This is a genomic window from Hydrogenophaga sp. LT287 (genome assembly GCF_055702805.1).
Genome location: NZ_JBVPZC010000001.1, coordinates 356981 through 372041, shown reverse-complemented (window position 1 = coordinate 372041; position 15061 = coordinate 356981). Strand labels below are relative to the sequence as shown.

The window sequence follows — 15061 nt, the reverse complement described above, 5'->3', positions numbered from 1 at the left end:
CCCTCCCCTGCGCACGGTAATGCGCAGGCTTGGCTGCAAATAGATTCGTCAGGGGCTGCCGCAGACCCAAGGGCCCGCAACAGGGTAAGTGGCTCAGAGGTCCTCTGAGCCCAACAGCATTTCCGTGATGCCTTTGCCGGCCTTGACCATCGGGAACACGTTCTCGGTGGGGTCGGTACGGAAGTCCATGAACACGGTGCGGTCCTTGAGCTTGCGGGCTTCGCGCAGCGCAGGCTCCACGTCTTCTGGGCGTTCGATCAGCATGCCGACATGGCCATAGGCCTCGGCCAGCTTCACGAAGTTGGGCAACGCGTCCATGTAGCTGTGGCTGTAGCGGCCTTCGTAGTCAATTTCCTGCCACTGGCGCACCATGCCAAGGTAGCGGTTGTTCAACGCCATGATCTTGATCGGGGTGTTGTATTGCAGGCAGGTAGAGAGTTCCTGGATGCACATCTGCACCGAACCTTCACCGGTCACGCAAAACACCTCGCTCTCGGGCTTCGCCAGCTTGATACCCATGGCATAGGGAATGCCCACGCCCATGGTGCCCAGGCCGCCCGAGTTGATCCAGCGGCGCGGCTCATCGAAGCGGTAGTACTGCGCGGCCCACATCTGGTGCTGACCCACATCGGACGTGACATAGGCGTCGGCGTCCTTGGTCATGTTCCAGAGCGTTTCCACCACGTACTGCGGCTTGATCACCTCGGTGTTACCACGGTCGTATTTCAGGCAATCCTTCGAACGCCATCCTTCAATGGTGTCCCACCAGGAAGCCAGTGCTGCGGGCTCGACACGGGTCGTGGTCTCGCGCACCATGTTGATCAGCTCGGTCAACACGTCTTTCACGTCGCCCACAATCGGCACGTCCACCTTGACGCGCTTGGAGATGCTCGACGGATCGATGTCGATGTGAATGATCTTGCGGTCCACCGACGCAAAGTGCTTGGGGTTGCCAATCACGCGGTCGTCGAAACGCGCACCGACAGCCAGCAGCACATCGCAATTTTGCATGGCGTTGTTGGCTTCAATGGTGCCGTGCATGCCCAGCATGCCCAGGAACTTCTTGTCAGACGCGGGGTATGCGCCCAAGCCCATCAGCGTGTTGGTGACGGGGTAGCCCAGCAGGTCAACCAGGGTGCGCAACTCTTGCACCGCATTGCCCAGCAGCACACCGCCACCGGTGTAGATGTAGGGCCGCTTGGCTGAAAGCAGCAGTTGCAGAGCCTTGCGGATCTGTCCGCCATGCCCCTTGCGCACCGGGTTGTACGAGCGCATTTCGACCGACTCAGGGTAGCCGGTGTAGGCGGTCTTGTTGAAAGACACGTCCTTTGGAACATCAACCACCACGGGGCCGGGGCGGCCGGTGCGGGCAATGTGAAAGGCCTTCTTCATGATCATGGCCATGTCGCGCACGTCCTTCACCAGAAAGTTGTGCTTGACGATGGGGCGCGTAATGCCGACGGTGTCGCATTCCTGGAAGGCATCCAGGCCGATCGCAGCAGTGGGCACCTGGCCACTGATGATGACCATGGGAATGCTGTCCATGTAGGCCGTGGCAATACCAGTGACGGCATTGGTCAGGCCGGGGCCTGAGGTCACCAGTGACACGCCCACCTCACCCGTGGCACGCGCATAGCCGTCGGCCGCGTGCACGGCAGCCTGCTCGTGCCGCACCAGCACATGCTGGATGGTGTCTTGCTTGTAAAAAGCGTCGTAGATGTGCAGCACAGCACCACCGGGGTAACCCCAGATGTACTTCACGCCTTCGGCCTGGAGGGCCTTGACGAGAATTTCTGCGCCGCGAAGTTCTTGAGTGGCTGCGCCAGAAGGGGTGGCGGCAGCGGCTGAGGCCAGTTCGGCCTTGTTGATTTCCATGATGAACCTTTCGAGAATTTCTCTGACGAAAAACCTTGGGTGCCTCTACGCCAGCTCTTGTGAAGCGGTGTTGAGACTTGAGGCCAATGGACATGAGCGGACACATACCCCGCCGGACCCTGACCCGTTTGCCGTGTTTTGAAGTGCAACGCGCATTATCGCACTGCAGCACGGTCGTTTTCCTGGCGCGCCCAGTACCGTGGCCTGAAAAAACGCCGATTTTGTTGCAATGCGACAATTCAGCCTGATTTTTCGCAGCGCCACCCGGCTTCTGGCTTCAGCATCGCTCCAGGTGCAGCTGGCAAACTTGACGCTTCCCCATTGCAACCATGACCACCTCCCCCGCTGCGCCAAACGCGCCCTTATCTGCCCCAGACGAGACGATCCAGGGGCCGCCGATGGCGCCACCGCTGATGCGCCGCATGGCCTGCTGGATGTACGAAGGCGCGCTCCTGTTTGGGGTCATCTTTGGCACCGGGCTGTTTGTTTTCGGGTTGGTGTTTGCCGTCGGCTACCTGGTGCCTTCGATGGCGCCCATGCTGGACGCCGTCAACAACCGCTACGCCCTGCAGGCCTACGTTTTTTTGCTGCTGGCGCTCTACTTCACCTGGTTCTGGTCCAAAGGCCAGACGCTGGCCATGAAGACCTGGAACATTCGGATGGTAGATCAGCAGGGACACGCGCTCACCAGGTCCAAAGCCTTGGTGCGCTATCTGTGGTCGTGGATGTGGTTCCTCCCGCCGCTGGCCGCTGGCGGTTACTTCAGCTTGCCGGGCGGCGAGCTGACGGTGATCGTGCTGGGCTGGGTCGCGGTCTGGGCACTGCTGGCGCGGTTTCATCCGCAGCGCCAGTTTCTGCACGACGCGCTGGCAGGCACGCGCCTGGTCCACTACAAGCCCGCCCAACCGGCCAAGAAACGCAAGTTCTGGCAACGCTGACATGCACAACCCCTCACCCATGAACCACGACACCGCTCACGAGGCAACCGACGCGCAGAAACACCGCCGCGGGTTCGGTCGTGTGTGGCATGCTTTCGGCTATTCGTTGGCGGGCTTGCGCGCGGGCTGGAAGGAAACCGCCTTCCGGCAAGAGGCCACGGCGTCGGCTGTGATGTTGCCACTCGCCTTTTGGGTTGGACAAAGCTGGGTCGAGGTCGTGCTGCTGGCGGGTGTGGTGCTGATCGTGATGATTGTGGAGCTGCTCAACTCCAGCGTCGAGGCTGCCATCGACCGCATCGGCCCCGAGTGGCACAGCCTGTCAAAACGGGCCAAGGACATGGGCAGTGCCGCCGTATTGCTCAGCTTGGTCTTGTGTGCAGGCGTTTGGGCTGCGGCGCTCTGGACCCGATTCTTTTGACCTACCCCACCAACCGCATCACCCCATAAGCGCCCCATGAGCACTCCGAACTTCTCAATTTGTGTCTATTGCGGCTCCCGTCCGGGTGTCGAGCCCGCGTTTGCCGACACCGCTCGCGCTGTGGGGCAATGGATCGGCAGCCATGGTGGGCAGCTGGTGTACGGCGGCGGCAGCAACGGCCTGATGGGCATCACCGCCCAGGCCACCCTGGACGCGGGTGGCCGCGTGGTGGGCATCATTCCCAAAGCGCTGGTGGAAAAAGAATGGGCCAAGACCAACTGCACCGAACTGCATGTGGTGGACACCATGCACGAGCGCAAGCGCCTGATGGCCGAGCATGCGGACGCGTTCTTGGCGCTGCCAGGCGGGATCGGCACCTTTGAAGAGTTTTTTGAGGTGTGGACCTGGCGCCAGTTGGGCTACCACGACAAGCCCATCGGCCTGCTCAACGAAGCGGGGTATTACGACGGCTTGCTCGCCTTCCTGCGCACGGGGGTCGAGCAGGCGTTCATGAGCCCGTGGCAGATGGATCTGATTCGGGTGAGCAACAGCGCACAGCAGCTGTTGCCCGAACTGGTGCAGGCTGCGGGCCTGTCACCCGAGGCCCGACTGGAATCTATTTGAACGGCGCGGGATCGATCACACCGCCGTTTCGTCCTCTTCCCCGGTGCGAATGCGCACCACGCGCTCGACCGAGGTGACGAAGATCTTGCCGTCGCCAATTTTTCCGGTGTGCGCTGCGCGGATGATGGCGTCAACGCAGCGGTCCACGTCGTCCGACTTGACCACCACCTCAAGCTTCACTTTCGGCAAAAAGTCAACCACGTACTCGGCACCGCGGTACAGCTCGGTGTGCCCTTTTTGACGACCAAAGCCTTTCACCTCGGTCACGGTGAGGCCGGTCACGCCCTGCTCGGCCAGCGCCTCGCGCACCTCTTCCAGCTTGAAAGGTTTGATGATGGCGGTGATTTGCTTCATGCGAACAGCTCCAGGGTGCGGTAACGGGAAGCCAAAAATGTATCACGCGCACCGAGCGGGTGCGCCGGACTCGGGCTCTGTGCGCACGGCTTGTCCACGATCAACCGCAGCGCCCGCCTGTCAGCGTAGATTGTGGGGATGCAGCCGATACCTGAGACCCAACTTGAGCCCGTCTTTCATGCGCGCGGGCTGACCAAGACCTACACCATGGGCGAGGTCACCGTGCAGGCGCTGCGGGGTGTCGACCTGGATCTTTACGCGGGCGAATTTGTGGTCTTGCTGGGCGCTTCGGGCAGCGGCAAGTCCACCCTGCTCAACATCCTGGGTGGTCTGGATGCGCCCACCCAAGGCCGGGTGGTGTGCCAGGGCCACGAACTGACCGGCGCCAACGAGGATGCCTTGACCCGGTTTCGCCGCGCCTCTGTGGGCTTCGTTTTTCAGTTCTACAACCTCATACCCAGCCTGACTGCGTTGGAAAACGTGGAGCTGGTCACCGACATTGCCGACGACCCCATGCCCGCGCTGGACGCGCTCGCGCTGGTGGGGCTGACCGACCGCAGGCACCACTTTCCGGCCCAGCTCTCGGGCGGTGAACAGCAGCGCGTGGCCATCGCACGCGCGATCGCCAAGCGGCCCGCCGTGCTGCTGTGCGATGAGCCCACGGGTGCCCTGGACTCGGCCACCGGTGTGCTGGTGTTGCAGGCGCTGGAGCATATTCACCGTGAAACTGGGGCGCTCACGGTCATCATCACCCACAACGTGGGCATTGCGGCCATGGCCAACCGGGTGATTTACCTGAGCGACGGCGCAATCGCCCGCGAAGAGCGCCACGCGCAGCCCAGGCCAGCGGCGGAGTTGCACTGGTGAAAGCGCTGCACCACAAACTCTGGCGAGATTTTTGGCAACTGCGTGGCCAGTCGCTGGCCATTGCGCTGGTGGTCATTGGCGGCATCGCCACCATGGTGATGGCGGTGACCAACCACCAGGCGCTGTCTGACACCCGTGCGCGGTTTTACGAAACCTACCGCTTTGCCGACGTGTTTGCGCAGGTCAAGCGCGCGCCGATGCCGCTGTTGCACGAGGTGCGCGCCCTGCCCGGCGTGGCGCAGGCGCAAGCCCGCATCGTGGCGGGCGTGAACCTGGAAGTGGATGGCTACCACCAGGCGGTCACTGCGCAGGTGGTGTCCTTGCCGGAGCCGGGCGACGACGACTTGAACCAGATTTATTTGCGCGAAGGCCGGTTGCCCGAGCGCGCCTGGGAGGTGGTGGCCGGCGAAGCCTTTGCGCAAGCCCACGGGCTGCACCCCGGCGATGGCTTCACCGCCATTGTGAACGGGCGCCGCCAGCGGCTCACGCTGAGCGGCGTGGGCTTGTCGCCCGAATTCATTTACCAGATACGCGCCGGCGACGTGTTCCCCGACTTCGAGCGCTTCGCCATTTTGTGGATGCGGCGCGAGGCACTGGCCAGCGCGTTCGATCTGAACGGCGCCTTCAACCAGCTGAGCATTCGCCTGCAGCCCGAAGCGACCGCACACCAGGTCATAGACCCGCTGGACCGGCTGCTACAGCCTTATGGCGGTCTGGGCGCCCATGGGCGCGACCTGCAAATGTCGCACCGGTTCCTGGACGAGGAACTCAAGCAGCTCAACACCATGACCCGCCTTTTCAGCGGTATCTTTCTGGGCGTATCTGCCTTTCTGCTCAGCGTGGTGATCAGCCGCCTGATCGGCACCCAGCGCGAGCAAATTGCGGTGCTCAAAGCGTTTGGCTACAGCCGCTGGGAGGTGGGACGGCACTACGCACAGCTGGTACTGCTGATGGTGGGCGTGGGGGTGTTGCCGGGCGTGGCATTGGGCGCCTGGATGGGGCGCGGCATGGCCGACCTGTACATGCGTTTTTACAGATTTCCCTTTCTGGAATGGTCGGTAGAGCCGGTGGTGTGGGCCTTGGCGGTGGGCTTCGCTGTGGCGGCGGCCGCGCTGGGCACGGCGCAGGGCCTGCTGCGGGCGTTTCGGCTCTCGCCGGCCGAGGCCATGCGCCCCGAAGCGCCTGCGGTGTACCGCCGCACGCTCACCGAGCGGTTGGGCGCGGGCCAGTTGCTGGACGCGGCCGCCCGCATGGTGGTGCGCAACCTGGAGCGGCGCCCGCTGCGCTCGCTGATGTCGATTGCGGGCATGGGCATGGCCTGCGGCATTCTGGTGATGTCCAACCTGCAGCGCGACGCGATTGAAGAGATGATTGCCGTGCAGTTTGGCCTGGCCCAGCGCGATGACCTCACCGTGACCTTGGCCGAGCCTGCCAGCGCGCGCGCCCTTGAAGAACTGCGGTCCATTGCAGGCGTGCAATCGGTGGAAGGCTTTCGGGCCAGTGCCGTGAAATTGCGCAACGGGCACCGCAGCTACACCACCGCTTTGCAGGGCATGAGCGAACCGGCCGATCTCAAGCGCGTGCTCGACGCTTCGCTGCAGCCCGTGCCCATGCCCACCAAAGGCCTTTTGCTGACGGACTACCTGGCCGAGCTGTTGGCGGTTCGGCCAGGCGACCTGCTGGAGGTGGAGTTTCTGGACGGCCGCCGCGAAACGCTGCAACTGCCCCTGGCGGCCACCGTCACCGAATACTTGGGTGTGGGCGCCTACGCCGATCGAGGTTGGCTCAACCGGCTGCGCCAAGACGGCGACCTGGTGTCGGGCGCCTGGCTCAAGGTGCCACCTGAATCGCGTCCGGCGGTGGTGTCGGCGTTGCGAGAGCGCCCACGGATCGTGGCGGTGAGCGACCGCAACGCCAGCATCGCCAGTTTTCGCGACACCATGGCCGAAAACATTTTGACCTTCACGCTCATCGCCACCCTGATGGCCGCGAGCATGGCCGCTGGCGTGGTGTACAACGCGGCCCGCATTACCCTGGCCGAGCGTTCGCGCGACCTGGCCAGCTTGCGCATTTTGGGCTACACGCGGCGCGAGGTGCGGGCCTTGCTGATGGGCGAGCTGGGCACGCTCACCCTGCTGGCGCTGGTACCCGGTTTTGCTATGGGGTACGGCATGAGCGCCCTGCTGGTCTGGGGCATGCGGTCAGACCTGTACCGCATTCCGCTGGTGTTGCTCCCGTCCGGGTTCGCCATGGCGGGAACGGTGTTGCTGGTGGCCGCAGGCTTTTCGGCCTGGCTGGTGCTGCGTCGGCTGGACCAGCTCGACCTGGTGGCCGTTTTGAAAACACGGGAATGAACATGAAGAACACACCCACTGCCCGATGGTTCCGTTACGCGCTGCTGTTGCTGGTGGCGCTGGCGCTGGCCGTGATGGCCTTGTGGCCCAGCAGCCTGAAGGTGGATAGCGCCAAAGTGCAGCGCGGCACGGTGAGCCAGACGCTCGAAGCCGAAGGCCGCACCCGCCTGCGCGACCCCTATGCCATCACCGCGCCGGTGGCGGCCATAGCCCGCCGCATCGCACTCGCGCCCGGAGATGCGGTGCACGCCGGGCAGGTGCTGGTCACGCTGGACCCGGTGGCGGCGCCCACGCTGGACGCGCGCAGCCGCGCCGAGGCCACCGCCCGACTGGCGGCGGCGCAGGCACAGCTGCAGTCGGCGCAGGCCGAAGCTCGCTCGGCCCAGGCCAGCGCGGCGCAGGCCCAGGTCGAAGCCGAGCGCCTGCGCCCACTGGCAGCCCAGGGCATGGTGTCGGCCCAAGGCCTGCTGGCGGCTGAAACCGCGTGGCAACGCAGTGCGCTGGAGGCCCAGAGTGCCCGCTTTCGGCAAACCACCGCAGCCCACCAGCTTGATGCGGCCCGCGCCGCACTGGCCGTGGGAGGCCCGGGTGCGCCGTCTGCGACAGCCCTGCAAATCACATCCCCGGTGGATGGCGTGGTGCTGCGCCGGCCTGTGGAAAGCGCCCGCCCTGTCATGCCCGGCGATGCATTGATTGAAATTGGCGACCCCGCAGCGCTGGAGGTGGTGGTGGATGTGCTGTCACCCGACGCGGTGCAAATTCAACCCGGCATGGCCGTGGCGCTGCTGCGCTGGGGCGATGGCCCCGCGCTGCAAGGCACCGTGCGCCGGGTAGACCCAGGCGCTTTTACCAAAACATCAGCATTGGGTGTTGAAGAGCAGCGGGTGTGGGTGGTGATCGACATCACCAGCCCGCACGACCAATGGGCGCGTCTGGGTGAGGCTTACCGCGTGCATGCGCGGTTTGTGCTGCATGAAGTGGCCGACACCTTGCGCGCGCCCAGCAGCGCCGTGTTTCGCCACAACGGCGCGTCTGAGGTGTTTCGCATAGAAGGTGGCAAAGCCCGCCTCACGGCCGTGACCTCAGGCTTGCAGGGCGACGGCCACGTTCAGATTTTGGAGGGCTTGTCAGCCGGTGACAGCGTGGTGATTCACCCGCCACGGGAGCTCGCCGACGGTGCGAGGGTGCACCGTCCCTGAGAGGCCCAACGCGCAGCGCCAGGCCGTGTTTTCAAGCCCGGTATTTGCTGGTGATCGGGTAGCGCCAGTCTTTGCCAAAACTGCGGTGCGTCACACGAACGCCCACCGGGGCTTGGCGGCGCTTGTATTCGTTGATGCGGATCAGCCGCACCACCTTGTCCACATCGGCCGCGCTGTAGCCCTCAGCCACGATCTGGGCCGGGCTCTGGTCGTTTTCCATGTAGCGCTCAATGATCGCGTCGAGCACGTCGTACTCGGGCAGGCTGTCCTGATCTTTCTGGTCAGCCCGCAGCTCCGCGCTGGGTGGGCGGGTAATGATGCGCTCGGGAATCGGGTTGGCACCGGTGCCGTAGGGGTCGTGCGCATTGCGCCAGCGCGCCAGGCGAAACACCGCTGTCTTGGCCACGTCTTTGATCACGGCGAAACCGCCGGCCATGTCGCCATACAGCGTGCAGTAACCGGTGGCCATTTCGCTCTTGTTGCCTGTGGTCAGCACGATACCGCCAAACTTGTTGGACAACGCCATGAGCAAGGTGCCGCGTATGCGGGCCTGCAGGTTTTCTTCGGTGGTGTCTTCGGGCAGGCCGGCAAACTCGGTGGCCAGGCTGGCCTTGAAGGCTTCAAATTGCGGCGCAATGTCGATCTCGTCGTAACGCACGCCCAGGCGCTCAGCCATGTCGCGCGCATCGATCCAGGAAATGTCGGCCGTATAGGGCGACGGCATCATCACCGTGCGCACCCGGTCTTTGCCCAGCGCATCCACCGCAATCGCCAGCACCAGCGCCGAGTCGATACCGCCCGACAGACCCAGCAACGCTGAAGGAAAGCCGTTTTTTCCGATGTAGTCGCGCACGCCCAGCACCAAGGCGTGCCACAGGTCGGCATCGGCGCTGTGGTCGCGGTCGGTGCTGGCGTCAATTGTCCAGCCAGCGCCTTGCCGGTGAAAGGTGCAGTCAAACAGCGTTTCTTCAAAACTCACCGCGCGACCGGCCAGCGAGCCGTCTGCCGCCAACACGAAACTGCGGCCTTCAAAAACCACCTCGTCCTGCCCGCCCACCAGGTGCGCGTACACCATGGGAAGGCCGGTGGCTTGCGCGCGTCCACGCATGGCCGCCTCGCGCTCACCGCCCTTGCCCGTGTGGAACGGCGATGCGTTGATGACCACCAGCACCTCTGCCCCAGCGGCCCGGGCATCCGCGGCCGGCTCGTCAAACCAGGCGTCTTCACAAATGAGCACCCCAACGCGCACCGGCGCACCCTCAGCGGTGGTCACATCAAACACGCAAGTGCCCTGGCCTGGTGCAAAGTAGCGCCGCTCGTCAAACACCTGGTAGTTGGGCAACTCGCGCTTGGCGTAGGTATGCGTCACAGCGCCATCGAGCAACACGCTCGCGGCGTTGTGCAGGCGCGCCACCGACACACTGCGCTCGCGGCGGGCTTCAGCGCCCAGCTGTGGGATGCGCGCCGGGTGTCCGACCACGATGTGCAGCCCCTTGAGTCCTGCGGTCTGAAGGGCGATGCTTTTCAGTGCATCATCACAGGCGTCAATGAACGCTGGCCGCAAAAACAGGTCTTCAGCCGCGTAACCGCAGAGGGCCAGTTCCGGCGTGAGCAACACCCGCACACCGCGCGAGTGGGCCTGATGCGCGGCGGCGATGATTTTTTGGGCATTGCCCGCCATGTCGCCCACCACAAAGTTGAGCTGGGCCACGCAAATTGGAAGTGTCATGCAGTCTGGAAGTAGAACGGAATCGGGCAATGGAACAGGCGACGGAACCGGCGCGCCACCCGCCTTCAAACAGCCCTGCGTGCAGGCATGTGAGGGCTGAAACGTGAGTTCGCACGATTATGTCACCCGGGTCTTTTCCTCACCGCTGGACATTCCGGCCGACGCCTGGAATCACCTGCTGGCGCTGGAGACCGACCCGAGCCCCTTCATGGCCCACGCCTACCTGGCGGCGCTGCACGCCAGCGGCTGCGCGCAACACCCGACAGGCTGGCAAGCCCGTTTCGTCACCCTGTGGCAAGGCGCCGATCTGCATGCGGCCTGCCCCCTGTATTTGAAGAACCATTCGTACGGTGAGTACGTGTTTGACTGGGCCTGGGCCAATGCCTACGCCCAGCACGGGCTGGATTACTACCCCAAAGCCCTTGTAGCGGTGCCGTTCACGCCCGTGCCGGGTGCGCGGCTGCTGGCCGAAAATATGGTTGCAAGAACAGCGTTGGTTCAGGCTTTGCTGAGCCATGCCCGAGAGGAAGACCTGTCGTCTTTGCACCTGTTGTTTGCCCAGCCACAAGACGTGGCGGCCTGCGAAGCCGCGGGCATGATGCTGCGCCACACGGTGCAGTTTCACTGGCGCAACGTGGCCCCCACGCTACCCACTTCGTGTGGTTCGCTGCCCCCCGAGGGGGCTGGCCTTGCTGGGGGCGGCCCGGCGCTGCGGCCTGCGGCCCCCGCGCTACCCACTTCGTGTGGTTCGCTGCCCCCCGAGGGGGCTGGCCTTGCTAGGGGCGGCCCGGCGCTGCGGCCTGTAGCCCCCACGCTCCCCACTGCGTGTGGTTCGCTGCCCCCCGAGGGGGCTGGCCTCGTGAGCGCTGAGCCACAACACTTTGCAAATTTCGACCATTTCCTCTCCAGCCTGCAGCAGGAGAAGCGCAAAAAAATCCGGCAAGAGCGGCGCAAGGTGGCTGAGGCGGGGGTGGTATTCCGATGGTCCATGGGCGCAGACATATCGGCCGCAGACTGGGACTTTTTTTACCGCTGCTACGAACGCACCTACCGGGAGCACGGCAACGCACCCTATCTGAACCGCGATTTTTTTCAGCGCATGGCGCAGACCATGCCCGAGCACTGGCTGCTGTTCATTGCCGAGCGAGACGGCAACCCCATGGCCAGCAGCCTGATTGGCATCGACCCGCAGGCGCGCGTGGCCTATGGGCGCTACTGGGGCGCGCTGGAACGCGTGGACTGCCTGCACTTTGAAGCGTGCTACTACCAGCCACTCGCCTGGTGCATCGCCCACGGCTATACGCGCTTTGAAGGCGGCGCGCAGGGCGAGCACAAAATGGCTCGCGCCCTGCTTCCCGTCAAGACCACCAGCGCGCACTGGTTGGCGCACCCATCGTTCGCCGACGCGGTGGAGCGGTTTCTGGAACGGGAAGACCAAGGCATCCAGCAATACCTGGACCACCTGGCACAGCGCAACCCCATGAAGGGCTCGCCGGCGTTGCGAACACCGTTGGCGCCGCCCACCGAAGCGTGACAGGCTGCTCAGGGCAGCAACATTCCTCGCGAAGTGTGAGACGCACGCCCTGCATCACAGAAGCCGGTCGCTAAACTACCGCGAACATGAACGAGACAGACGCCTTCTTTACCCAGACCATTGTGGGCGCACCTTTTTCGGTGCTGCTTGGGCGCCAGCTCGATCCAAGCCGTGCTGCGGTCGCCGGCATTGAAGTCCATCTGATCAACGCAGACACCCGTTTGAGCCGTGTCTGGAAAGACTGGATCGTGATGAGCCATGCCTGTGACCGCATGGGCCAACCCCGCCATCGCCCCGGCCGGGTACGCCGCTGGCTGGAGCGGCACGCCTTGTGGCTCGCCGCACTTGGGGTGTCGAGCCTGCTGGCTACGGCGGTTTTCTGGGGGCTCCAGCAATGGATGTGAAAACACCGCAAGACACGCTCACCATCGACCCCATCGCCATGAACGTGGTGAACCGGGTCGCGGCGGGTAGCCAGCTGAGCGGCGACCTGAGCTTTGAAGGCGGCTTGCTGGTGCAAGGTGAAATTGCGGGCAACATCCGCGTCAACGGACGCTTGATCGTGTGGACCGGCGGCGTCGTGCGCGGTCGTGTCCGGGTGTCGGGCGACACCTACCTTTTTGGTCGGCTGGGCGCTGCCGGTGCCAGCGCCCACGACACTAGCCTGGAATGCCAGGGTATGGCCTATGTGTCAAAAACCGGCGTGTCCACCGGCACGCTGATGGCCAGGCGCCTGCAACTTTACGAGGGTGCCGACTTGCAAGGCCCGTTCAAGACGCTTAAAAAGGGCGACAACTTCCCGGTGTTGCACGATGTGCTGCCGGACCCGCCGTGAGCTGAAAGAACACACCCGCCATGAAAGCCGACCGCTACCTCCACCCCGACCGCCACCTGGAACAGGACATGGACAACAACCCCACGCAACCCGACGAAGAAGCTTTTGCTGCCGACCCCCAGAATGCAGAGGCAAACAACGGAAGCGGTGCCAACCCCTTTATGGAAGTGGATGTGGGCAACGCCATGCCGCCGACCCAGGCGGCCCACATGCCGATGTTGCACCCCCAGGTGCAATCGGTGATGCCCAACGAGGGTGGCGACGGCGGCCAGGCGCGCAGCATGCTGGCCGAGGGCTTGCACTTCGTGGGCCATGCCGAACTCCGTGGCCCTTGCAGCATCGCGGGCACGGTTGAAGGCAACCTCACGCAGGCGCCTGGCGCCGTGGTGTCGGTGGTCGTCACCGAAACCGGACGGGTCAAAGGCGACATCACCGCGCAAAAAATTTCCGTCATGGGGCACACCGACGGCATCCTGGACTCCGGCCAGGGAGAGGTGTCCTTGCACGACACCGCCAGTGTGCACGGCCTGGTGCGCTACGGCCGCATTCAGGTGAACGGCGCCGACCTGAACGCCACGCTGGAGCGTGTGGCGCCCAGCGGCAGCGCCCGCTGAAACCGCTGACAGGCCTGACGGATACCCATGCTGTGGTCGCGTCCGGCTCCACCTGCCCTGCCTGCCGCACCGGCTCATGTGCCCGATGCCCAGGCACTGTTGCGCACCGCGCTCCAGGCCAGCTGGCAACGCGACCGGTGGGTGAGCCGGCGCCGGCTGGCGCTGCGCTGGCTGGTGTGGGCTTTCTGGCGCTATGGCCTGCCCTTGTTGCTGGTGCTCAGCGCTGCGCTAGCGGTCTGGCTCTGGCTGCTGCCGGGCCTGCACCAGGCGCTGGCGGTGACCACACAGGAAAAGCCCGCACCCACCGCCACCCAGCAGGTACCCGCGCCAACAGAACCCCACGAAACAGCCGCCGACGCCATCACGCTCCGCCTGGAGCCGGGTTGGTCGTCAAGCCGCACCACGCCACCCGCTGCAAGCGCCTCGCCGCCTGCCACCGAAGCCGTCCAAGATCCCTCTCTCAAACCCGAAAACTGGTTGCACAGCAAGGAGCCCTGACCCATGAGCCAAAACCCCGCCACCACCCGCCTGGTACCCGTGGAGCGCCTGAGCGCCATCACCAGCCTGATCGCCGAGGGCGCCGTGTTTGACGGCAACTTCCACACCACCCGAGACCAGGGCATCAAGGTGGATGGCCTGCTCAAAGGCAACATCACGTTTGAGAGCGGCGGCACGCTGCACGTGGGCGCCACCGGGGTGATTGAAAACACCCGGCTGGAGGCCGACTACGTGTTTATTGAGGGCAAGGTCATTGGCACGGTGATTGCGCGCAAAGCGCTCGAAATCACCGGCTCGGCCACCTTGCTGGGCGACGCCAGCTACGACGAAATGATCGACATGCATCCACGCGCTCGCGTGCGCGGCAAGATCGAGTACCGCGGCGACATTGACGCAGCCGCGTCCTGATCGCGCCGTTTCACCCGCAAGTCTGGTCAAGAAAAAAGCGCCTGTGCGGGTGACCGCACAGGCGCTTTTTGACGCTTGAAGCGCTGAAGAATCAGGCTTGGGCTTTGTTGTAAGCCTCAATGCCGTCGGTGATTTCCTTGTGGGCGGCGTCTTTGCCTTCCCAGCCGATCACCTTCACCCATTTGCCTGGCTCCAGGTCTTTGTAGTGTTCAAAGAAGTGCTGAATCGTGTTCAGGCGCATGGGGTTCAGGTCTTCGGGTTTTTGCCACTGGGTGTAGATAGACAAAATCTTGTCGATCGGCACCGCCAGCACTTTGCCATCTTCGCCGGCTTCGTCCTGCATCTTCAGAATACCGATGGCGCGGCAAGGCACCACCACGCCCGGGATCAGCGGCACGGGCGTGATCACCAACACGTCCACCGGGTCGCCGTCGCCAGACAAGGTCTTGGGCACGTAACCGTAGTTGGTCGGGTAGTGCATGGCGGTGCTCATGAAACGATCGACAAAAATCGCGCCGGTTTCTTTGTCCACTTCGTACTTGATCGGGTCGGCGTTCATCGGGATCTCGATGATCACGTTGAAAGAGTCAGGGACATTTTTTCCAGGGGTGACGTTGTCGAGGGACATGTTGTGAGTCTGAAGGTTGGTTGAAAACGGATCGGCCCTTGGGGCACCTTGGCACCGGGCGCGGGCCACGTGACAGTGTGAACCGTGCAGCGCCTAGGATTTACCCTGATTTTACTGATTCCAGGCTTACTTCCGTCGCACGGGCGGTACCCAGCGCACGCAATACCCGCTAAATTTGACACGTTG

The 15061-nt window shown here is 63.9% G+C and carries 16 protein-coding genes; 12 read left to right on the top strand and 4 right to left on the bottom strand.

What is annotated here, in order from left to right; all coding sequences use genetic code 11:
• Positions 1–93: 93 nt before the first annotated feature.
• Positions 94–1875 (bottom strand): acetolactate synthase 3 catalytic subunit, encoded by a 1782-nt coding sequence (locus tag AC0GNR_RS01730; protein ID WP_472899275.1) that lies wholly within the window; start codon positions 1873–1875, stop codon positions 94–96.
• A gap of 329 nt (positions 1876–2204) precedes the next feature.
• On the opposite strand from AC0GNR_RS01730, the gene AC0GNR_RS01725 reads away from it, so the two are divergent.
• Genes AC0GNR_RS01725 through AC0GNR_RS01715 form a run of 3 tightly spaced genes read left to right on the top strand, consistent with a single transcriptional unit; the run spans position 2205 to position 3855 of the window.
• Positions 2205–2813: an RDD family protein gene (locus AC0GNR_RS01725; protein WP_472899274.1), complete on the top strand. Its 609-nt coding sequence runs from the start codon at positions 2205–2207 to the stop codon at positions 2811–2813.
• Positions 2814–2832: 19 nt separating this feature from the next.
• Positions 2833–3231, top strand: a complete 399-nt coding sequence (locus tag AC0GNR_RS01720) for a diacylglycerol kinase (RefSeq protein WP_472899273.1) — start codon at positions 2833–2835, stop codon at positions 3229–3231.
• Positions 3232–3267: 36 nt separating this feature from the next.
• Complete coding sequence (locus AC0GNR_RS01715) at positions 3268–3855, top strand: LOG family protein (protein ID WP_472899272.1); 588 nt, start codon at positions 3268–3270, stop codon at positions 3853–3855.
• 15 nt (positions 3856–3870) lie between these two features.
• On the opposite strand, the gene AC0GNR_RS01710 is transcribed toward AC0GNR_RS01715, so the two are convergent.
• A complete protein-coding gene (locus tag AC0GNR_RS01710) occupies positions 3871–4209 on the bottom strand; it encodes a P-II family nitrogen regulator (RefSeq protein WP_304840000.1) in 339 nt (112 codons plus the stop codon).
• 138 nt (positions 4210–4347) lie between these two features.
• Between AC0GNR_RS01710 and AC0GNR_RS01705 the strand changes: the two genes are divergently transcribed.
• Genes AC0GNR_RS01705 through AC0GNR_RS01695 form a run of 3 tightly spaced genes read left to right on the top strand, consistent with a single transcriptional unit; the run spans position 4348 to position 8629 of the window.
• Complete coding sequence (locus AC0GNR_RS01705) at positions 4348–5076, top strand: ABC transporter ATP-binding protein (RefSeq protein ID WP_472899271.1); 729 nt, start codon at positions 4348–4350, stop codon at positions 5074–5076.
• Complete coding sequence (locus tag AC0GNR_RS01700; RefSeq protein WP_472899270.1) at positions 5073–7430, top strand: ABC transporter permease; 2358 nt, start codon at positions 5073–5075, stop codon at positions 7428–7430. The genes AC0GNR_RS01705 and AC0GNR_RS01700 overlap by 4 nt, the downstream gene beginning before the upstream one ends.
• A gap of 2 nt (positions 7431–7432) precedes the next feature.
• Positions 7433–8629, top strand: coding sequence for an efflux RND transporter periplasmic adaptor subunit (locus AC0GNR_RS01695; protein ID WP_472899269.1), 1197 nt, complete (start codon positions 7433–7435; stop codon positions 8627–8629).
• A gap of 31 nt (positions 8630–8660) precedes the next feature.
• Here AC0GNR_RS01695 and AC0GNR_RS01690 read toward each other — a convergent pair whose 3' ends face one another.
• Positions 8661–10358 (bottom strand): NAD+ synthase, encoded by a 1698-nt coding sequence (locus tag AC0GNR_RS01690; RefSeq protein ID WP_472899268.1) that lies wholly within the window; start codon positions 10356–10358, stop codon positions 8661–8663.
• 103 nt (positions 10359–10461) lie between these two features.
• Here AC0GNR_RS01690 and AC0GNR_RS01685 point away from each other — a divergent pair, with 103 nt between their 5' ends.
• From AC0GNR_RS01685 to AC0GNR_RS01660, 6 genes are all read left to right on the top strand, one after another.
• Positions 10462–11892 carry a GNAT family N-acetyltransferase gene (locus AC0GNR_RS01685; RefSeq protein ID WP_472899267.1) on the top strand — a complete coding sequence of 477 codons (1431 nt, stop codon included), beginning with the start codon at positions 10462–10464 and terminating at the stop codon, positions 11890–11892.
• Positions 11893–11978: 86 nt separating this feature from the next.
• Entirely contained in the window at positions 11979–12296 is a 318-nt protein-coding gene (locus tag AC0GNR_RS01680) for a hypothetical protein (protein ID WP_472899266.1), read from the top strand.
• A complete protein-coding gene (locus AC0GNR_RS01675; RefSeq protein ID WP_472899265.1) occupies positions 12287–12727 on the top strand; it encodes a polymer-forming cytoskeletal protein in 441 nt (146 codons plus the stop codon). Before AC0GNR_RS01680 ends, AC0GNR_RS01675 begins: the two co-directional genes overlap by 10 nt.
• A gap of 20 nt (positions 12728–12747) precedes the next feature.
• Positions 12748–13341, top strand: coding sequence for a bactofilin family protein (locus AC0GNR_RS01670; protein ID WP_472899264.1), 594 nt, complete (start codon positions 12748–12750; stop codon positions 13339–13341).
• 27 nt (positions 13342–13368) lie between these two features.
• On the top strand, positions 13369–13839 hold the full coding sequence (locus tag AC0GNR_RS01665) for a hypothetical protein (RefSeq protein WP_472899263.1): 471 nt from the start codon (positions 13369–13371) through the stop codon (positions 13837–13839).
• Between the two features lie 3 nt (positions 13840–13842).
• Entirely contained in the window at positions 13843–14247 is a 405-nt protein-coding gene (locus tag AC0GNR_RS01660) for a bactofilin family protein (protein ID WP_305334347.1), read from the top strand.
• Between the two features lie 91 nt (positions 14248–14338).
• On the opposite strand, the gene ppa is transcribed toward AC0GNR_RS01660, so the two are convergent.
• On the bottom strand, positions 14339–14875 hold the full coding sequence (gene ppa / locus AC0GNR_RS01655; RefSeq protein ID WP_472899262.1) for an inorganic diphosphatase: 537 nt from the start codon (positions 14873–14875) through the stop codon (positions 14339–14341).
• Positions 14876–15061: the final 186 nt, after the last annotated feature.